15 protein-coding genes are annotated in these 21,368 nt (G+C 37.3%); 1 reads left to right on the top strand and 14 read right to left on the bottom strand.

From position 1 onward, the window contains the following. Positions 1 to 5: 5 nt before the first annotated feature. From JGH11_RS01955 to JGH11_RS01915, 9 genes are all read right to left on the bottom strand, one after another. Positions 6 to 1,385 (bottom strand): peptidylprolyl isomerase, encoded by a 1,380-nt coding sequence (locus tag JGH11_RS01955; RefSeq protein ID WP_201109883.1) that lies wholly within the window; start codon positions 1,383 to 1,385, stop codon positions 6 to 8. 81 nt (positions 1,386 to 1,466) lie between these two features. Then, the gene (locus tag JGH11_RS01950) at positions 1,467 to 2,333 is read right to left on the bottom strand and encodes a peptidyl-prolyl cis-trans isomerase (RefSeq protein WP_201109882.1); all 867 of its coding nucleotides are present in this window, start codon (positions 2,331 to 2,333) and stop codon (positions 1,467 to 1,469) included. Continuing rightward, on the bottom strand, positions 2,330 to 4,342 hold the full coding sequence (locus tag JGH11_RS01945) for a peptidylprolyl isomerase (RefSeq protein WP_201109881.1): 2,013 nt from the start codon (positions 4,340 to 4,342) through the stop codon (positions 2,330 to 2,332). Before JGH11_RS01945 ends, JGH11_RS01950 begins: the two co-directional genes overlap by 4 nt. 136 nt (positions 4,343 to 4,478) lie before the next feature. Beyond that, positions 4,479 to 5,954, bottom strand: coding sequence for an IMP dehydrogenase (gene guaB, locus JGH11_RS01940; RefSeq protein ID WP_201109880.1), 1,476 nt, complete (start codon positions 5,952 to 5,954; stop codon positions 4,479 to 4,481). A 113-nt stretch (positions 5,955 to 6,067) separates the two neighbouring features. After that, positions 6,068 to 7,153, bottom strand: a complete 1,086-nt coding sequence (locus JGH11_RS01935) for a CapA family protein (RefSeq protein WP_201109879.1) — start codon at positions 7,151 to 7,153, stop codon at positions 6,068 to 6,070. A gap of 15 nt (positions 7,154 to 7,168) precedes the next feature. Continuing rightward, positions 7,169 to 8,626 (bottom strand): TrkH family potassium uptake protein, encoded by a 1,458-nt coding sequence (locus JGH11_RS01930; RefSeq protein WP_201109878.1) that lies wholly within the window; start codon positions 8,624 to 8,626, stop codon positions 7,169 to 7,171. 12 nt (positions 8,627 to 8,638) lie between these two features. Continuing rightward, a complete protein-coding gene (trkA, locus tag JGH11_RS01925; protein ID WP_201109877.1) occupies positions 8,639 to 9,976 on the bottom strand; it encodes a Trk system potassium transporter TrkA in 1,338 nt (445 codons plus the stop codon). 11 nt (positions 9,977 to 9,987) lie between these two features. Then, a complete protein-coding gene (gene dxs / locus JGH11_RS01920; RefSeq protein ID WP_201109876.1) occupies positions 9,988 to 11,934 on the bottom strand; it encodes a 1-deoxy-D-xylulose-5-phosphate synthase in 1,947 nt (648 codons plus the stop codon). Positions 11,935 to 12,116: 182 nt separating this feature from the next. Continuing rightward, positions 12,117 to 13,949, bottom strand: a complete 1,833-nt coding sequence (locus JGH11_RS01915) for a DEAD/DEAH box helicase (RefSeq protein ID WP_201109875.1) — start codon at positions 13,947 to 13,949, stop codon at positions 12,117 to 12,119. A gap of 259 nt (positions 13,950 to 14,208) precedes the next feature. Here JGH11_RS01915 and JGH11_RS01910 point away from each other — a divergent pair, with 259 nt between their 5' ends. Next, entirely contained in the window at positions 14,209 to 15,231 is a 1,023-nt protein-coding gene (locus JGH11_RS01910; RefSeq protein WP_201109874.1) for an FKBP-type peptidyl-prolyl cis-trans isomerase, read from the top strand. An 85-nt stretch (positions 15,232 to 15,316) separates the two neighbouring features. Here JGH11_RS01910 and JGH11_RS01905 read toward each other — a convergent pair whose 3' ends face one another. From JGH11_RS01905 to JGH11_RS01885, 5 genes are all read right to left on the bottom strand, one after another. Continuing rightward, entirely contained in the window at positions 15,317 to 15,556 is a 240-nt protein-coding gene (locus JGH11_RS01905; protein WP_201109873.1) for a winged helix-turn-helix domain-containing protein, read from the bottom strand. A 347-nt stretch (positions 15,557 to 15,903) separates the two neighbouring features. Then, positions 15,904 to 16,620 carry a hypothetical protein gene (locus JGH11_RS01900; RefSeq protein WP_201109872.1) on the bottom strand — a complete coding sequence of 239 codons (717 nt, stop codon included), beginning with the start codon at positions 16,618 to 16,620 and terminating at the stop codon, positions 15,904 to 15,906. Positions 16,621 to 16,705: 85 nt separating this feature from the next. After that, positions 16,706 to 17,383, bottom strand: a complete 678-nt coding sequence (locus tag JGH11_RS01895) for a M15 family metallopeptidase (protein WP_201109871.1) — start codon at positions 17,381 to 17,383, stop codon at positions 16,706 to 16,708. Beyond that, complete coding sequence (locus JGH11_RS01890) at positions 17,373 to 18,212, bottom strand: hypothetical protein (protein ID WP_201109870.1); 840 nt, start codon at positions 18,210 to 18,212, stop codon at positions 17,373 to 17,375. Before JGH11_RS01890 ends, JGH11_RS01895 begins: the two co-directional genes overlap by 11 nt. Then, positions 18,184 to 21,252 carry a glycoside hydrolase family 3 N-terminal domain-containing protein gene (locus JGH11_RS01885; protein WP_201109869.1) on the bottom strand — a complete coding sequence of 1,023 codons (3,069 nt, stop codon included), beginning with the start codon at positions 21,250 to 21,252 and terminating at the stop codon, positions 18,184 to 18,186. Before JGH11_RS01885 ends, JGH11_RS01890 begins: the two co-directional genes overlap by 29 nt. Positions 21,253 to 21,368: the final 116 nt, after the last annotated feature.

The raw sequence follows: 21,368 nt of genomic DNA, 5'->3' as shown, positions 1-21,368 counted from the left end.
CTGTTTTATTTTTTCAAGCCTTCTTCTTTTATCCATCCGGAGTATTGGAAGTCACAATTTCTCCAATTTTCATCTATCAGAACGTAAGTATCCTTTATCTTATTTTGGAGCCACTTTCTTAATATTTCTTCATGTTTCTTTTCTTCTACTATTTCTTTCAAGGCTTGATAGTCGTCAGATACATTTGCAATATGACCTTCGATTCGGCTCTTAAGTTTTACTATTGCAACTACTTCTTTACCATCATCCCCTTTCATCCTAAATGGAGATGAAACTTCTCCTACCTTTAGTTTTTCTACAGCAATTGCCACAGCAGGAGGTAGTTCTTCTTTCAAGAAGCGCGGAGTACCATAGTTTGAACTTTCTCTGCGGTTTACCATTAAGCCGTTGTTTTTACGAGTGTTCTTATCAAATGAAAGTACTGTCGCATCTTCGAATGTAAACTTACCTTGTTTTATATCCTGAGTGATGGAGTCCATTTTGGCAATCACTTTATTGAATTCAACATCAGGTACTTTAGGTTTTAATAGTATATGGCGTACATTTATAAGATCCCCTCTGCGTTCGATAAGCTGCATGATATGGAAGCCGTATTCTGTTTCTACAATATTTGAAACCTTCTTCGGATCATTGAGGGAAAAAGCCATATTCGAGAACTCAGTAACCCAGTTTGCACGGCCACTGAAGCCAAGCTCACCACCATTCTGAGCCGATCCATCTTCTGAGTACATTATTGCTAATGTGGCGAAACTTTCACCGGCATTTATTCTGTTTGTAAAATCTCTTAGCCGTTCTTTTACCTTGTCTATCTCTTCTAAAGGGACAACTGGTTCGTTGGTTATTATTTGTACTTCGACTGTTGTAGGTATATATGGCAAGCTATCTTGTGGCAATTGAGCGTAATATCGTCTTACTTCAGATGGGGTAAGTTTGCTTTTTTTTCCAACGAGGTTCTTCTTTACCTCTGATACCAGATAGTTGTTGCGGATTTCCTCGCGCCACTCTTCACGAAGCTGACTCATAGGAGCCTGTAAATATTCCTCTGCTTTTTCTTTTGATCCCAGATTCGAAATCACCATATTTTCCTGACGGGTAACACCTCTGGAAACTTCGGCTGCAGGAACATCGATACTGTCTATTTTAGCTTGATCGAGAAATAGCTTTTGCACAGCAAGCTGTTCGGGGATGAGGCAATACGGATCTCCATCGATACGTTCGCCTCTGGATAATATCATTGCCCGTGCTTTTTCTACGTCCGATTTTAGGATAGCTTCGTCTCCTACTACCCAGATTATTTGGTCAATAATATTATCCTGAGCTTTTACCAAAAGTCCTGAGCATAATAGTACGACTAATAAAATAAATTTTCCGGCTTCTCTTACCATTTGTCTGTTTAATTAAAAAATCCCGTAAATATAGTGATAATGTATTACTTTTTGTCTTAACGTAAAAAAAGAAGTTATATTCTATTTTTTATAAAACTTAATTTCATCATTCGAAATAGCCTTATCATATAGATCTTTTCGTACTTGTTTGATATAATCATCTCTTCTTTGTTCAATATATATATCTGAAAGCTGCCCTTTTATATAATCATATGGGGCTTCACTTCCTTCTAGTTTATACTCTTTTATATTTAGTAGATAAACAAAAGAAGAGTCGCGTAATTCCAGATTTTTATTTCTTTGTAAAAATATTTTGGCATCGGTAACAGCAGGAGGCATATTTTCCAAAACATCTTGCAATCCTACCCACCTGTCATAAAAGTATTCATATCCTACAGCATTTTGCAAAGTATTCTTTTCTATATTTTCGATAGAAGCTTCAGTTCCTTGCTTGTACCATTTCTGAAAATTGCTCAATTGTTTTGAATCTACTGGTATTTTGAGATATAAACCTTTGATTATATTATTTTCTAATTTGAATTTATCTTTATTTTGTTCATAATAATTCTTTATCTCACTGTCGGATGCTGCTCCAGAGAAGCGTTCTTTCAACAATTGTTCCTGATAGGTATTTGTAATTAATGACCTTCTATAGCTTTCTACAAGAGCCTCAATGTCTTCTCTATTTACAATATTTTGCTTTGCCTTATCGTATATCAACTGTTCGTTAATCCACATGTCGATAAAAGCTTTTGCTGTGGCAATACTATCTTCTCCTGTTAAACCTGAAGGCATGAATTCATTCAGATCAGACTGGTACAATGTTTTGTCTCTGACTGTGACAATCGGTTGTTGTGATTGATCGGCTTCTGCAGTCCCGTTTTTGCTACACGATCCCAATGTAGTGATCATGAAGATAGGAAATATGTAGAAAATTATTTTTCTCATCTTATCGTATTTAATACAGATTGATTAATTTCAACTGTGTATTTATTTTTGAGGTAGGTAGCCCAGTCTTTCTCAAGCTGTTCCTGATAATCTTGTTCTACCTTATTTCTTACATCTGTAAAATCTTCGGGTGTATCTATTAATTTTCCGGTTACAAAGAAATATGGATAGCCATTGTATGGCGCAGGTTCATCCCCATTAAATATTTTATTATCTACATATGGATTCTCGCCTTTGCTCCATAACCCCGGTTCTATCTTTACAGTTATTGAATCTTTATTTAGAGTGCTTTTAATTTTCTCAATAATAAGATCATGCTTCTTTGTTTTATCAACAATAGATTTTGCTTTTTTCAGTAGCGACTGATTTTGAGCATATATTACTAATCCTTTATATTTTGTATCATTTAATGAATAGTTCGCTTTATTTTGAGAAAAATATTCTGTTAAACCTTTTTCGTCTGTCATGGAGCGTTTCCAAACATTTTTATCTTTTACTTCAAATAAAAGGAGATCCTCTGAGATGGCGTTTATAATTTGAGCAAATTTGGGAGATCTTTTCTCCAGAGTATCATCTTCATATGCAGAGAGTAAAAAGCTTGTAAAACTTTCGAGGTATTCCTTTAGTATGTCAGTGGATAGACTATACGGGGATGCTTCCTCTATTTGAGATAGCGTAGGTTCATCAATGTTCTTCTTTTGGCTTATTTGTCTGTTACGGATATACTTTTCGAATTCGCTTACTGGATAACCTCTTTTTCCATCTATGTCTATAATAATTTCATTTTGGTTTTTGATTCGTGTAAGAAAAACGGAATCTCTTGGAGATATTTCTTGTGCTATTTCTATCAATTTTGCATAAGCATCATTGTTGATTCTCACGTTGAAATTACTCTTTTGTAGACGTCTTTTTTCATTGCTTAGGTTTTGAACCTTATCGCTTCGTATTATCTTTTCTCTTAATTGAGGTTTTATTTCATCTAGGCTGGCTATGGGAATTCTTTTTAGTAACTTTATAATGTGAAATCCATAGTCTGACATAACTGGTTCGCTTATTTCTCCAGGGTCTTTCAGATTGAGAGCAGCTGTTGTGAAGTCGAGAGGAAGGTTAGAGTCTAATCCGACAACTCCAAAATAACAATTTTTCTTATCTGTTTGATGTACTCTTGTAAATTCTTCACATAGAGCATCGAAAGTTTCTTTGCCCGATTTGATGTTTTTGTATTCTCTCCATGCAACCTTCCCTACACTATCTATTTGGTTTAGCATTGGTGGTATTTGAGTGAAGTTGAAAATAACTTGCTCTATCTCAGCTGAACCCATAGCTGGACGTTTCTTTAATACTTGTACAATGTGATACCCTCTGGCTGCACGTATTGGCATACTCACTTCCATTTCAGGAAGATTGTATATTGCATCCTCAACATTAGAAGCCAGCATGAATGGGGAAATCCATCCCATATATCCATTCCTGGACTCGGCTTTCGGAAGAAAACGGGCACCGGATCTTTCAGTATTAAATCCTGCATTGGCAAATCCTTTCTCAAGAATTTTAGCTCTGCCTTCCATCGCCTTTTTGTAGGCGGCTAATGTATCGGCCGGCAAAACAATTTCTGCTCTTTCGAAAGGAAACATAACATGGTTTATTTCCACATTCTCCAGCATCCGATTGTATATTTGTGCGATATATTCATCTTCATACTTTGTGTCCTGAAGATATGGTATTGCTAATTGCGATCTGTAGGTAGTGAATTGTCGCTGATATCTTGCTGTAGTGTCTAGACGTTCGGCCTTTGCTTCGGCTACATTTAGTTTGAAATTTATGTATCTTTCTACGAACTCATTGATAGTTTCATTATTTTCCGGGCCGCCTTTTTTATATGCTTTCTCTACCTCGGATTTATATACAGGTGTGCCGTTAATTTTAAAAACAACAGGGTCGTTCTGCTGTGCAAATATGCAAAGTGTAGTAAGGAATGTGAAAAATGAAATAAATAGCCTTTTACTCATATAATTAAATAGTTAAAATAAACCAAAGGCAAAGATACACGAATATAGGTTTATTTTGTTTTAAAATATTCTAAAATAAATACTCTGCACGTTTTATCGAACATGCAGAGTATATTATAAAATTATTTATGTCTATTTATTCTCCCCGACTGTAGTTTGGAGCCTCGCTAGTGATTGCTACATCGTGAGGATGGCTCTCTGCCACCCCGGCATTGGTGATGCGGGTAAATTTGGCATTATGCAATGCTTCTATATTTTTTGCTCCGCAATAGCCCATGCCTGCACGTAACCCTCCTTTCATCTGAAATACAACTTCATATAGCGTACCTTTAAATGGTACGCGGGCAGCAATACCTTCCGGTACGAGTTTCTTGATATCGGCTTCCATATCTTGGAAATAACGATCTTTCGAACCTTTTTCCATCGCCTCAAGTGAGCCCATTCCACGATAAGATTTAAACTTACGTCCATTGAAAATAATGGTTTCACCCGGTGATTCCTCTACACCAGCTAATAATGATCCCATCATTACAGAATTTCCTCCGGCAGCCAATGCCTTTACTATATCTCCCGAATAACGTAAGCCTCCATCTGCAATTAATGGGACACCAGTTCCTTTCAGCGCTTTTGCAACATCATATATTGCGGTTAATTGAGGAACACCTATGCCCGCTACGACACGAGTAGTACAAATAGATCCAGGGCCAATTCCTACTTTTACCCCGTCGGCTCCGGCGTCAACCAAATACTTGGCAGCCTCGCCTGTAGCGACATTTCCTACGACAATATCTATTTGAGGATAAGCAGCTTTTACTTTCTTAAGCATATCGGCCACACCTTTCGAGTGTCCATGGGCAGTATCGATAACGATTGCATCAACACCGGCTTCGACAAGTGCATCAACACGTTCCAGAGTATCGGATGTGACTCCAACTCCGGCTGCAACCCGCAAGCGTCCACGTTCATCTTTGCACGCAAAAGGTTTGTCCTTCGCCTTTGTTATATCCTTATATGTGATCAGTCCTATTAACTTGTTATCAGAATCTACGACTGGTAATTTTTCTATTTTGTGTTGTTGTAAAATATCAGCCGCTGCCTCTAGGTCTGTAGATTGTCTGGTGGTAATAATCCTATCTTTAGTCATTACGTCATCGATTAATTCAGCCATATCGCGACGAAAACGTAAGTCGCGGTTTGTTACGATGCCGACTAAGCGATTTTCTGTATCTACTACAGGTATGCCACCTATTTTATATTCAGCCATCATTTTAAGAGCCTGACCAACAGTTTTATCTCGTAGTATGCTAACCGGGTTTGAGATCATTCCATTTTCAGCGCGTTTTACGAATCTTACTTGTTGGGCTTGTGCCTCTATTGACATGTTTTTGTGGATAACACCAATTCCTCCTTCTCGTGCTATAGCAATAGCTAGTTGAGCCTCTGTGACTGTGTCCATGGCGGCCGAAACGATTGGGATATTTAATTTGATATTGCGTGAGAAACTTGTCGAGAGATCGACTTCGCGGGGGAGAACTTCTGAATAAGCGGGGATCAACAATACATCATCGAATGTCAATCCGTCCATGACTACTTTATCTGCAATAAAAGACATATATAAAAGAGCTTTTGAAATTTATTGCGTGCAAATATAGTTATTTTTTCGCGAATATAGAGTGATTATTCTTTATTTTAATGATAATAAAACATAATTAAGTTGTTAGGGATTTATTCTTCTTTTCTCCATAAGCTTTCTATGGCATTTTTTGCATTTGTGGCGAAAGTTTGCATTTTAACAAATGATTCTTCACCTAGTTTTTCTTTCCCTTTTTCGTTATTGAATTCAGCTACGGGTAATAATTCAAAAAAGGAAGGAGTATCCTTATCTTTTATCAGTTTATTAACCCATACAAGTGAATAAGAAAGAGAATCTATTTTAATAGGTTGATCCCCATTTTTACTTATATCTATTTTTACGATCATTCCACCTGTTGTGTTTACGGGTTTCATGCCCGAAATAAGATTCCCCATAGAGTAAACAACTATATTTTTTATTTCTTCATTTTCTTTTCTTATATCTATTGGTTGCACTACATGTGGATGTCCGCCTATAACAAGATGGACTCCATTTTTGATGAGAAAGTTTGCCAGATCTTCCTGCTCCTTGTTTTGTTTTAACACATATTCGATTCCCCAGTGCATATTGGCGATAATGATGTCGGCCTTCATCGTTTTAGCTGCATCTATGTCTCTTAATATCTGTTTTTTATCTATATAGTTTACAATATTTGGTTTTGTTACTGTATATCCGTTAGTATCATAAGTATAGTTTATCATCGCAATACGAATCCCGTTTTTGATCATCATAAGTGGATAATAAAGATCTCTTTTCTCTGCATTAATAAATGCACCTGTATGCTTTACTTTCATCGAGTCGAGAATTGTAATGGTACGTTCTAATCCCTTTTTTCCTTTGTCGAGTATATGATTGTTTGCTATCAGGAAAATATCGAATCCTGCTTCTTTGAGGGCAAAAGCATATTCGTCAGGTGAGCCGAAACGAGGATAACCTGTATAATTGATTCCAGGAAGGGTAACTTCCATATTTACAACTGCAATATCTGCTCGTTTTATTTCATCTGCTACATGCTTGAAGTAAGCGGAATAGTCATAACCTTCCGGTGTTTTGGCTACATCCAATTGAGATTTGTGCTGCATAGCATCTCCGGCAAACAAAAAACTGATTTTTTGCTCTTGGGCTAAGGAGGTTGAAATAAGTAGTGTAGTAATAAGAAATGTGAGGTATTTTTTCATTATAGGATTAGAGGTTTATCTTTTCCAGAAGGCTGGCATGAATAGAGATAATACTGTAAATAATTCGAGACGACCAGTAAGCATTAAAAAGCTAAGAAACCATTTGGAAGAGGTTGGAACATCGTAAAAATGCCCATTATTTCCAATTTCGGCAAGTCCTCCACCTACATTACCAAGGCAGGATACGGCGGCTCCAAGCGAGTTTTCGAATCCCATTCCTGAAAGGGCAAGTACTAGGCAACTAGCGATAAGAATAGTCAGATATAGGAATATAAAAGCCAAGACCTTGGTTACTATGTCTATAGAGATAACCCTCCCGTTAAGACGAATTGGTAAAATTGCATTTGGATGTACTTGTCGCTTAAATTCATTGATTGAGTTTTTAAACAGAATGATGATACGTACTATTTTTATCCCTCCTGACGTTGATCCTGCACAAGCTCCAAAAAGCATGAATATGACAACCATAAATTGAAAGAATGGTCCCCAATTCATAAAATTGGCCGTAGAGTGGCATGTTGTCGTCAATACGGATACAACTTGAAAAAGAGATGTTCGGAATGTTTTTTCTATTCCGGTCATTTGCCCTGAAACATAGAGCGCAATTCCTATGATGGCAACAGATAAAATAATTATGGCTACATACCATTTAAATTCTTCATTCTGGACGAGTTTTTTAGGATCTCCCTGCATAAAGAAATATATCAAAGGAAAGTTGATTCCTCCAATAAACATAAATACAGTGATTACATATTCTATATAAGCCGAATCCCAATAAGCGATGCTATTCTGCTTTGTGGAAAAACCAGCTGTAGAAATAGTTGTGAAAGCATGGCAAACGGAATCGAAAAGATTCATTGGCCCGGCCCATAACAAGAAGATGAGAATGGCAGTAAGAAAAGCATATACGAGCCATAGTCGTTTTGCTATCTGAGATATACGCGGACGAAAACGGTCGTAGCCGATTCCGGTGACTTCGGTATCGTATAGTACAGAAGCATTACCTCCCATTGGTAATATGGTAGCAACAAAGACTACGATTCCGAGTCCACCCATCCATTGTGTGACGCTACGCCAGAAGAGCAGGGCTTTTGGCATACGTTCAACATCGGTTAGTATAGTGGCACCGGTTGCTGTTAGCCCGGATATTGTTTCGAAGTAAGCATCGGTTATATTTGCGATCGCTCCACCAAAGTAAAAAGGGAGCATGCCAAAAGCTGAAAGGATAATCCATGATATGGCTACCATGAAGAAACTTTCGCGTTTACCTATCGGTTTTGGATAATTATCTGTTCCTATAAGGCGAGAAAAAATACCGGCGAAGAAAGTTATTGTAGCACTTATGAGCATGGCATCACCCACCATCTCTTTAAAATAGAATGCCACAACGGTTGAGGCCATCATGAATAGAGATTCTATGATAAGCAAAAAACCCATTGTCTTCAATACGAAACGATAATTGAAATTGCTCATCTTGTATTTTATTTAATGGAAAAGGGTTTCTGCTTCTCGCAATGTATCTTCGAGACAAAATACTACAACATGATCATAGGGTTCTATCATTGTTTCGCCATCAATCATCATAGGCTCTCCATTGCGGATAAGCCCTCCTAATGTTACATTTTTAGGCAATGTAATTTTTTTTACTTCTTTTTTTGTTATGCGTGAGTTCGGACGTGCTATTATTTCGGCAACATCGGCATTAGCTACGGTTAGCGATTTAACATTAGATATATCGGCACTTAATAAAAAGCGGTATATATTGCTGACAGTTATGAGTCTTTTATTAATAATCGATCCTATATCCAGATTTTCAGCCATTGATATATAGTCCATATTCTCAACTTCAGCTACTGTTTTTCTTACACCAAAGCGTTTTGCTGCCATACAAGCGAGGATATTGGCTTCCGAATTTCCGGTGACAGCAACGAAGGCATCCATATCTTTTATACCTTCCTGTACAAGGAATTCGGCATTACGTCCATCATTATGATATACAGTAACGTTCTTGGGAAGCTTTTCAAGCAGCTGGTATGATTTTTCTTTGTCCGATTCTAATAATTTTATATTCGTATTGTCTGGTAAATATTGGCAAGTACGGATGGCTATGCGACTTCCTCCCATTATCATTACATTCTTAACATCGAAGCTAGCCTTTCCTGTTATTCTTGGTAGTTCTTCCACATAGTCTTTAGTTGTTGTAAAAAAGACTATGTCTCCGGCTAATACCTGATCGCTTCCCTTAGGTATAATGGTATCATTCTTACGTTTGATGGCCACTATATGGAATTTTTTATCCTCTCGGCCTAAGTCGTAAAGATACTTATTAACTAATTCCGAGTTCTCTCTTACTTTTACACCCACAAGAATGATAGCTCCACCGCATAGTTCTATCCATTGTCGTACCCATGGGCGTTTCAATGCTGAAACTATTTCTTTAGCGGCCAACATTTCGGGATAGACCATTGATCCAATACCTAGCTTTTCGAAAAAATCTTTATTTTTTGGTAATAGATATTCATAGTTATCGATACGTGCGAAAGTTTTTTTCGCACCCATGTTGGCGGCAAGCATACAGGCTGTAATATTGACAGATTCTTCAGGAGTGACAGCAATAAAAAGATCGGTGTCTCTTATACCTACCTCTGTGAGATCTTTTAATGATGTGCATGAACCGGTCATTGTTATCATTTCCAGATTGCTACCGGGAAAATTTAGCTTCTCTTTATCAGGGTCCATGAGAATGATATCCTGATTCTCTATAGATAATAGTTTAGCTAAATGCGTTCCTACGGCTCCTGCCCCTGCTATTACAATTCTCATTTATGCCTTTTCTATTTATATACTTTTTCTTCCAGTGTTGGCTGGACAATGTTTTTTTTACTTAGTACTGCTTCGATATGTTTTACCAGACCGGGAGCGTCTATTTCACATAATTTGTTTAACTCTTTTATAGATCCATGAGTGACAAACTCGTCTGGTAAACCGACACGAGTAACTTTTATATTTTTATAATTCTTTTCGGCAAAATATTCCAAAACGGCACTTCCTAATCCTCCGCTTATTACCCCATTCTCAATGGTCATTACATTGTCAAAATTTGTAGCAACTTCTTTCAGTAGGTTAGTGTCCAGTGGTTTTAAGAATATCATATCATAATGGGCAATAGAGAATCCTTGCGCTTCAACGGTTTCAATCGCTTCGCGAGCGGTATTACCGATAGGCCCTATTGTGAGTACTGCCAGATCTTTACCATCTTTCAATTTTCTACCTTTTCCTATTTCCAGCATTTTCATTTCACATTCCCAATCGTGTAATTCTCCCTGCCCTCTAGGGTAACGGATCACAAACGGTCCTTCATTGCTATATGTAGCTGTATACATCAGATGACGTAGGTAATGCTCGTTGTAAGGGGATGCAATAGTAAGATTTGGGATGCATCGCATATAAGCGAGGTCGAATGCGCCATGATGTGTTGGTCCGTCTTCTCCAACTAATCCTGCTCTGTCGAGACACATAATAACGTGTAACTTCTGTAAAGCAACATCATGAATTACTTGATCGTATGCACGTTGCATAAACGAAGAATAAATATTACAGAATGGTATTAAGCCTTCTTTTGCCAATCCTGCTGAGTAGGTAACAGCATGTGCTTCTGCAATACCTACGTCAAAAGCTCTTTCGGGAAAGTCTTTCATCATGTAAGTCATGGAACAGCCGGTAGGCATGGCAGGAGTTATACCTACAATTTTGGAATCCTTTTCTGCCAGTTCGACTAAAGTGTGACCAAACACATCCTGATATAGCTGAGGCTGGTCTTTCTTTTTTACTACAATGCGTTCTCCTGTTTCTTTATCAAATTTTCCGGGAGCGTGCCATACTGTTGCCGATACCTCAGCCGGTTTGAAACCTTTCCCTTTGATCGTATGTATGTGCAACATCTTAGGGCCTTTCAGATCTTTGATGTTTTGCAATATACGTACGAGGCTACGTAAATCATGTCCGTCTACAGGCCCGAAATACCGGATGTTGAAGCCTTCAAACAGATTTTGTTGTTTAGTCAGTAATGACTTTAAGCTATTGTTGAATCTTAGTATAAAGTTTTTACCTTTTTCTGTAATGAGGTTACCTTTCTTAAATTTTTGGTAAACATCATTTCTTACCCTGTTGTAAGCTGGGGATGTTGTCATCTTTACTAGATAATCTCTGATTCCACCTACATTGTCGTCGATGGCCATATCATTATCATTTAAGATAATTAAAATATCGTTTGGCTGAGAATTGGCATTGTTGAGTGCTTCGAAAGCTAATCCTCCGGTCATTGAGCCGTCTCCAATTACAGCTACAACATGTCTGTTCTCCTTTTTAAGTTCAGAGGCTACAGCCATACCTAATGCTGCTGAAATAGAATTAGAAGCATGTCCGGCAATGAATGCATCATATTCACTTTCAGTAGGGTTGGGGAATCCGGCCAAACCTCCAAATTGACGATTGGTATGAAATCTATCCTTTCTTCCAGTGAGTATTTTATGGCTATATGCCTGGTGTCCGACATCCCATACTATGCGATCATAAGGTGTATTGTAGACGTAATGAAGTGCAACCGTAAGCTCTACAGTACCTAGACTAGATCCAAAATGTCCGGGATTGTTACTTAGTTGATCAATGATAAAATTCCGTAAATCGGAGCAGAGGGCTTCTAACTCCTCAATACTCAGATTTTTCATATCTGATGGATAGTTTATTTTATCTAATATTGGTATATTGCTTTGTTCGTCCATAATAGTTTTTTCAAATCAAGACTGCCGTTTATTGGCGTAATAAACAAGCAAATATATAAAACAAAAGCTATTTAATAGGTGATATTTAGCTAAAATTCTATGTTTAACATACAGAAAAAGCCCGTTGATAAAACACCAACAGGCTTCTTGTCGTATTTAATACTTTATAATATAGCTTTTTATCAGGAGAACTTTGGTCTTCTGCCACTTTCTCCTTTACGATGTCCACTTTTATCGGAAGGTTTTGATGAACGAGAAGAGGATGATTTATAATCTGAGCTCTTCCTTGGGCCTCTGTCCCTGTCCGAACGTTGTGAACTGAAACCTCCACGGTCGCGGCCGGAGCGATCTCCACCGCCGGACCCACCTTGAGCAACCTCTACAGAGATGCGTCGTCCGTTTTGTTCCTGACGGCTCATAGAACTGATTACTTTTTGAGCGTCTTTTTCCGGAACTTCGAAGAAAGAGAAGTTTTGCAGGATATCTATGCGTCCAATGTTTACTTTTTCCGGAACGAAATCATTTACTAGACCCATCAATGTTGCAGGATTTACATTATCGGTACGTCCGATATTGATAAATAGGCGGGAATATCCGCGTTCTGCTCCACGAGAACCTCCTGAAGAACGGTCTGAACGTTCACGATCTCTACGGCGAGGGAAACTTTCTTCTCGGGTATAGCGATCTGAAGGTGATTCTATTTCTTGAGCTTCGCGATAATAATCGATCAATCGGTTAAACTCAAGTGCAACAACACGTTTGATGATATCTTCTTTTTCGAGCCAATCAAGTTTTCTGTATACAGAAGGCAGGATATTTGAAATTTCATCTTCATTTACTTTTACTTTCTCAATCCTGTCAACCAGATTAAATAATTGTTTTTCACAAATAGCCTCACCGGATGGAATAACTCCTTGCTCAAACTTTTTATTGATAATCTTTTCTATTTCCCTGATTTTGCTTTTTTCCTTAACGTGGACAATTGCTATCGATGTACCAGTTTTACCCGCACGGCCCGTACGTCCACTACGGTGAGTATATGATTCGATATCGTCAGGTAATCCATAATTGATGACATGAGTAAGACTATCTACGTCTAAACCACGTGCTGCTACGTCTGTAGCGACAAGTAGTTGTATATTGTGGATACGGAATTTCTGCATTACGTAGTCACGTTGTGCTTGTGACAGATCTCCATGTAGGGAGTCTGCATTATATCCGTCCTGTATCAGTTTATCTGCAATTTCCTGTGTCTCACGACGAGTGCGGCAGAAAACAATACCATATATATTAGGATAATAGTCAGCAATACGTTTCAATGCAAGATATTTATCCTTGGCATGAACCATGTAATATACATGCTTTACATTGTTTGATCCTTCATTCTTACGGCCAATCGTAATTTCTTTCGGATTTTGCATGTATTTTTTTGTAATCTTGGCTATTTCCTTTGGCATAGTAGCTGAGAAAAGAAGCATCTTTCTTTCTGCCGGCACTTTCGATAGAATTTCGTCTATACTTTCGGTAAAGCCCATGTTTAGCATTTCGTCGGCTTCGTCAAGAACTACATATCTTACATTGGTAAGATCTACAGTCTTACGATTGATAAGGTCTATCAATCGTCCGGGAGTAGCGACGATAATCTGAACTCCTCTCTTCAGAGATTTGATTTGGCTCTCAATACTAGAACCTCCATAAACAGGAAGAACTCTCAAATGATCTATGTATTTGGAATAATCGGCTAAATCACCTGCAATTTGCAAACATAGTTCGCGGGTAGGACAAAGAATCAATGCCTGAGGCACATTCTCTTTTACATTAATTTGTTGTAATACTGGTAAGCCAAAAGCAGCAGTTTTACCTGTTCCTGTTTGAGCTAATGCTATAATATCGCTTGTTTCGCCTAGCAGGTATGGAATCACTTCTTCCTGTACTGGCATGGGATTTTCATATCCCATCTCTTCGATCGCCTTACGAATATTCGTGGCAACCCCTAACTCTTCAAATGTTTTCATTAAAAATTTTCAAATATCTTTTGTAGTAAAATAAGCCTTTATAGGCATACTCCCACCCCAAAAAATCATTCGACATAAGAGAGTCAGCCAATAAGGATGCGCAAAGGTAGTGATTAGTTTTCTAGTTTTCACAACATTTCACAATAACTTTGCTTCAGTATTGAAATAGAATGATAAAAAATATTATTTTTGCATCCATATGTACTGGCACATTCATAGAAACTATAAAACAGAATATCAATAAAACAAAGAATACCAGATGAAGAAATTATTACTTTTCTCTTTTACAGCATGTGCATTATTAAGTCCTTTGGCTTTATCGGCACAGAAGAAAGCAGCATCGGCTAAGATTGTTCCTGCTCAACCTGTTTTGAAAACGCAAGCTGATACGGTATCATATGCACTTGGTGTGAATATGGTTCAAAACGGACTAACGCCCTATCTAACTCAGATGGGTGTAATTGCAGATACAGCGGCAGTAAGAGCAGATTATACTACCCAAATAGAAAAAGAGGCAGATGTAACAAAGAAAAGTAAACTTAGTAAAGAGCTTAATTCTAAATTAGATTCTCTAATTGCTGCCAATACGGTAAATCTAACAGAGTTTCTGATTGGATTTTCTCAAACAATAAAACAAGATAAAAGTAAATCAGCGTTTAATTCGGGTGTTGCCATTGGCAGCCAGTTGTCGACTATGACTGAGAATTTTTCTAAAGAAGTATTAGGAGGAGAAGGACGATTTAATGTTGATGCTTTTGTTGATGCTTTTTCAAATAGCCTAAAAGGAGATAAGTTGATACTTGATAATGCCGAAGAGATTGTTCAAGAGGCTGTTCAAAGAGGACAAGCTGAAAAAGAGGCTGCTCAGGCAGAAGAGGCTAAGGCTCAGTACGCTGCCCAAATCGCAGAGGGAGATAAGTTTATGGCTGAGAATAAGGCAAAAGCAGATGTGATAACTTTGCCTAGTGGATTACAATATAAGGTGATAACAGAAGGTACAGGAGCGAAACCAACAGTCTCAGATAGAGTGACTGTACATTATAAAGGAACAATGATTGATGGTACTACATTTGATAGTAGTATCGATAGGGGTGAGCCTGCTACATTTGGAGTAAGTCAGGTGATTAAAGGATGGACCGAGGCTTTACTTCTTATGCCTGTGGGTTCTAAATGGATATTGTATATCCCTTACGATCTGGCATATGGAAGTAGAGATCAAGGAGTTATTAAACCATTTTCTAATCTTATATTTGAAGTTGAATTGATCGATATCGAAAAATAAACTATATAGAGATTATATTTCAAAGAAAGCCCGAAACCTATCAAATAGGTTTCGGGCTTTCTTTAGTATGTGAAGTGTTTGATTATTAATAATAAATTTCGCTGAGGGAAGAGGTTAGTTCGGGATTATTAGCTTTGGCGCATAATGACCCATTCTTGTCAAATAATCGAACTTTATTCTCGTTCAATAACCAACCTAAAGCCATAAAAATAACTTTGTCTTTACTGTGAGTGAGGTCACCTATCTCTCTAATAGATAGGTCTCCTTTGTCGGTAAGTAGCTTAAAAATATTACCGGCGTTGTTTACAACATCATTTTTTACCATAAAACAATTTATTTAAAAAAATTAGACAATTTCATTAACTAGATCCTTTTTGCTGTATCTGGTCATATTTTAGAATACAGCAGATGGAATCTGGCTGATCCTAAATACTTAATAAGTTCCTTTGTAAAGGAGAAACTTGTATGGCTATTTTTCGATTAGTATACCTGCTAAACTATTGGGTACGCAAAGTCAGATATATCTTTAGTCCTATTTTATTTTAACAAATAAGAAGGAGAGAAAGTTCTATTAAAAAAGTATATAATAGATGCAGATGTATTTAACGTATTTATATATAAATGATTATATTTTCTTGTTTTAAGAAAAGTTGTTGCCGCTAAACAATATTACTATTTTGTAGAAATATCGAATATGTACGGACTACTAACTCCTTTCTGTGAAACAGCCCATAAAACATTGTATGGTGCACTCATGCCACCATTATTTGCATTGATGTAAATGATCCCTTTCTCAGGATTGTAGTATACTACCATATTTTCTAACTCGGGGTTTAGCAGATGTTCATAAACCCGTTTAGGGAAAATTATTACTTTTCCTTTAATTGTGACTGATATGGATTGGTAACGCAGCTTTGGAACTTGCCATTTGTTAACTCCTTTTGCCTGTTTTCCATTTACTACATATCCTCCGTCGGTGTGTTTTTTGATTGAGGGATCTTTATCAGATATATTAGCAACGGTGATCTGTATTCTAACGTCATCGTTCTTGAATGAAACAGAGCCATGCGAGGACAGCCTTTCTACTTCCACTATCTCATAATCATCTACTCGCATTAGCCGTGTCTCTTGTATATAACCTCTTTTTGTAGTACGTGATGGTAAATAAAAGTCGACATAACGCCACGGATCAATTTCCTTATCGGGTGGAAACATATAGAAAACAGAATCGTTAGGTACAATGATTGAATTATTAAAATCGCCCGGGCGTTGACTGAAATAGATTTGGCCCCTGATTGTATCCTGAGCAACTACAAATTGTGCGTAAGAATCAGTTGCTAACGAGGCGAATAAGAATGTTACCAGTAATGTAATGTAAGTTCTTTTCATACCAAATATCGTTTAAAATAGCATTATTTTCAAAACAGTAATCTGGTGTTTTTTGGGTTATAGAATGCCTGAAATACTGAATTTGTTATTCTATTATTTTATATAATCTTTTTGCTTCACTAAGAGAAACAGCATTAAAATGCCACCATTCTCCTCGTATTGTTAAAAAGCCTGCACGTGTCATAACCTTTCTTAGTAGGTTTCTGTTTTTTACTTGTTGTTTTGTTAAGATACCTTCTGCAACAAGTTCCGCCTCCTTGTTTATTCCGGCAGCTCTGCCAAAAAAATCAAAAGAAGTACCCATATCAAGAGGCTGACCTTTGTTGTCGCAGATTGTCAGATCTATAGCCATACCGTAATTATGTAATCCTGTTCGGGATGGGTTTGCTACATAAGCAGCATATTTTGTATTCTGCACTACTTTGTACATTTTCTTTTGTACACTTAATGGACGAACAGCATCATAAACGAGTAGGCTTAACTCCGGGTTTAGCTCTTTCAGATACTTTTGGGCTTTTGCAAGTTTCTCTGCAGCTACAGGATGTGCATATATATTAAACAAAGTATCGTAAAGAATTGTTTTTGCAAAGTTATCAGTCGTAGCATATTTAAGATCGGCGCGAATAGACGAATCTATCAATTGAACATTTACAAGTTCCTTTGTTTGCAAATATCTTTCGAATGTCGATGGCTTATTGCTCTTTTGTGCAGATATTGATAGGGAAAAGAGTAGTAAGATACAAAGCTTAATTTTATTCTTCATCCTCCTCTTCGTCCTCAAAATTGAATTCTTCGTATTCTCTGCTTAGTATTTCATCAATTATTGTACATGCTTTCTCAAATTCTGATGTTTTGTTGAGTCTGTCTATCGATGCAAACGCTTCTTTCAAAGATTGTAGCATAACCGTATCTTCTTCATTTGCTCCCATCTCAGGGCTTTCTACAAACCAGTGTAATTCTCCCTTTAATCTGTCTTTTACCAAATTGTAAAATCCCAGAGCGGCTCCAGTATCTCCTATCTTTTCTTTTATTTTTGCCGATTCTATCATGTCATGCCCCAGCACATTCTTATAGTTGCCCATGATAGCCAGTGTGATTTTCGAACGCATGATGATAACAAAATGTAGAGCTTCTATATCGTCTTTCTGGTGATAATAATAGATCAGGTTCATAAGGGAGGTGCGAAGCATTGCACCTCTGTTCAAAGTAGATTCATCTATCCTTCCACCCGTTTCTTTCTGAATAATCTCTACCATATCGGGTATAATGTCGAATAATTTGTCTGCGATTGCCAGGCGAACTTCCTCATAGTTGTCATTTATGTCTAGGGCGAAGATGAGACGTATGAGATTTCGGAGAAGAATAATATCTTCTTCTTTTGTTGATGCAAAATTGTACAAATTCAGTATCTCACTTTTTCCGGATAAAATCAATTCTTTGATAATAAGGTCTAAAGTAGTATCATCTTCACGAGGTAAGATTGTAATCAGATCATCTATACTATTCTGCGCAATTAGATCCCATATTTGTTTATCATCTGTTTCGAAGAAAGATTTTATTTCGTCATTCAATTTCAGTTTGGTCGTCATCATCGGTATCTATATTAATATTTGCATTGATATTTGTAGATTCGGATTGTAGCGCATCACCTTTACGCATAGCCTTATATATCTCTTCTTGTATTCTTGAGCGTATATTGAGGCTCATTAATGTTTTATGTGTTCGCTTATCATTAATCCTATTAGACAAAAATATAAAAATTAAATTATTATCCGGGTCTATCCAGAAACAAGTTCCTGTAAACCCTGTATGTCCAAATACACTTGCCGGGGCGCTTGCTGAGGTTGGACTTGATTTATTTGTGCGCATCTCTGGCTTATCAAATCCTAGTCCGCGTCGGGAAGTCGCACTTTTTGTATTAAAAAATAATTGGCAAGTTTTGTTCGATAAATATTCTTCTCCCCCATAAGTGCCTTTGTTCAACCACATCTGATACAACTTAGCCAAATCATTTGCATTTGAAAATAAGCCAGCATTGCCCGATATGCCACCCATGAAAGCTGCACCCTCATCATGGACATATCCCTGTAAAAGTTGTTTACGTAGAAAATCGTCTTTTTCGGTAGGAACTATCCGTGATTTATCAAATTTCTTTAATGGATTGTATGTTGTTGTTACTGCTCCTAATTTGTTGAAAAAGTTTTCTTGAACAAAAGAGTTTAAGTCTTCTTTTGATACTTTCTCTACCACTTCCTTTAAGAGCATGAAGTTGAGGCAGCTATATAGGTATATTTTTCTCTTTCGTAGTTTTGAATTGGCTATAGCAGAGATAATCGTATCGTTATAAGATTTGTTTATATATAACCCGTCTGCCAGAGGTATGAAACCTGCTTTTGCCGTATTAGATACAAGATTCGGTTTGTATTTAAAATCGGTACGTGCCCATGTATTATCGTCGAATTGTGCTGAATAAAGACTCGTTTCATAGCCATTGAACAACTTGCCGTCGTAACTTGATTTGTCTATGGCATCCATATAGTAGGGAATGAAAGACGGTAACCCTGTTTCGTGTAAAAGAGCTTCACGCACTGTGATTTGTGATTTGGGAGTGCCTTTCAGAGGGGATACATAGGAACTTATAGGGGTACTCAATCTAAGCTTCTCCTCGTCATATAATTTCATTATGGCAGGAACTGTAGATGTAGCTTTAGTCATAGAGGCAAGGTCATAAATATCAGAATTTGTGACCTTTTGATTTCCCTTATATTCATATGTCCCAAACGAGCGATTATAGATAACAATACCATCTTTTGCTATCAATATCTGGCATCCCGGATATGCCTCAGCTTTTATACCTTCTTCTGCAATTGTATCTATATTATTCAATCTGCCTGATGATATATCTACTGTTTCCGGCATTTCATAGCTCAGTCTTGTTTTCTTTGTTTCAATGCCTTTGCCCTCTTTAAACAGTCCTTTTATGGTTACCGGTATCTTTCCGTCTGTTTTGTATCCTCCAAAGATAGCCTGGGCTGTATAGTCCTGGGCTAACTCCGAATTTTCATAGGCTAATACTACTCCATCCGCTGTTTTTATTGATGCGGAATATGAAGACATTCGATATGGTACTATAAAGAAGGCCATAATAACTTCTTTTCCTTGACCTATATTTTGGATAGCGGCATTAGCGTTTCCCTTATTACTATGTACTGATACAATAATGGTGTTGAAAGGTTCCAAAACTTTTTTTATTTTAAGCAATTCATCTCCATTAGAAACATTGAAGCATGTAATGTCTGCATACATTTTCAGCGTGTTTTGGAACGTATTGTTGGATGATTCACCAACAGATATAGCAGCGATCTTTCGTTTATCGAGTTCTTTTAGCGGTATTATTTTCTGATCATCTTTTAATACTGTTATAGCATTCTTATGTAATTCTCTGTTGATCCATTCACTTTGTGATGTATTAAGTAGATGTGTCAGTTCTTTTGTGTCTATTGGGGTTGTCTTATTTACTCCTAAAATATACTTGTAGGCAAGAACTTTTTTGCATTTTTCATTTATAAGAGATTCACTCAAAATGCTGTCCTGAACAGCTTTTTTTACAGATTCATATTCCTTTATTGTGTTCAAAGGTCCTAGTAATATGTCGTTGCCGGCCTGTAAAGCCCTTATGCAATAATCGCTTTCTTGCGATACACCTTTCATTTGAAGCCCATCTGTGAAGATCAGCCCGGAAAAGCCTAGTTCTTTTTGTAAGAGGGTTGTAGTTACCGCTTCGGAGAGAGAGCTGGGTTGTTTCTTTTCATCCAAAGTAGGAATATAGAGATGTGCTATCATCATTCCCGAAAGGCCATTTTTTATATATTCATTAAACGGTTTTAATTCTATTTCGTCTAACCTATCCCTGTGGTGAGCGATGGTTGGCAAAACCTTATGAGAGTCGGTCGATGTATCGCCATGTCCGGGAAAATGTTTCGCAACGGCCATAATACCCCCGGCTTCCAGTCCTTTAGAATACATGATGCCAAGCTTGGCAACTTTTTCAGGATCTTCACCAAACGAGCGATTGCCTATCACGGGATTGCTCGGATTGCTATTTACATCCAGAGTAGGGGCGAAATTGACATGGATTCCCATTAGTTTGCATTGACGGGCTACTTCTTTTCCATAATAATATAGAAGAGAATCATTTTGTATAGCGCCAAGCATCATGTTGCGTGGAAAACGGGTTGTGTTAGCCAAGCGCATCGATAAGCCCCATTCACCATCCAATGAAATCATTAATGGGACTTTTGATGCATTCTGAGCCATATTGGTCAACTCAGCCTGATCAATTGGTGTTCCTTTCGAAAATAGGATTCCGCCTATATGTTGATTACTTAAAAAAGAAAGTATCCTATTTTTATTTGCATCCGTATTGTCTCCTGCGACTACAGGCATAAATAATTGTCCGATACGTTCATCGACAGACATCTGATTAAATACTGAATCAACCCAGTGATTCATTTCTGTAGTATTTGCAGTTTTGTATATGCCGGGCGTAACTTTCTTTTTTTCTAAGGCTATTCCTTGCAGGCAAACAGTTGCGGACATTACAATGATTGCCGGTATATATTTAAATTTCATGTATGCTAATATAAAGTATTTTACAGATCTACATCTGTTTTTCTTAGCAAAAATATAAGGAATATACTTTAATTGAAAAAACAAACAAATTAATAAACATAGATTAACATGTGATA

The organism is Dysgonomonas sp. Marseille-P4677, assembly GCF_016652235.1.
Taxonomy (GTDB): domain Bacteria; phylum Bacteroidota; class Bacteroidia; order Bacteroidales; family Dysgonomonadaceae; genus Dysgonomonas.
Note: the sequence above shows the minus strand (reverse complement) of the source record. Positions and strands in the feature narration are given on the sequence as shown.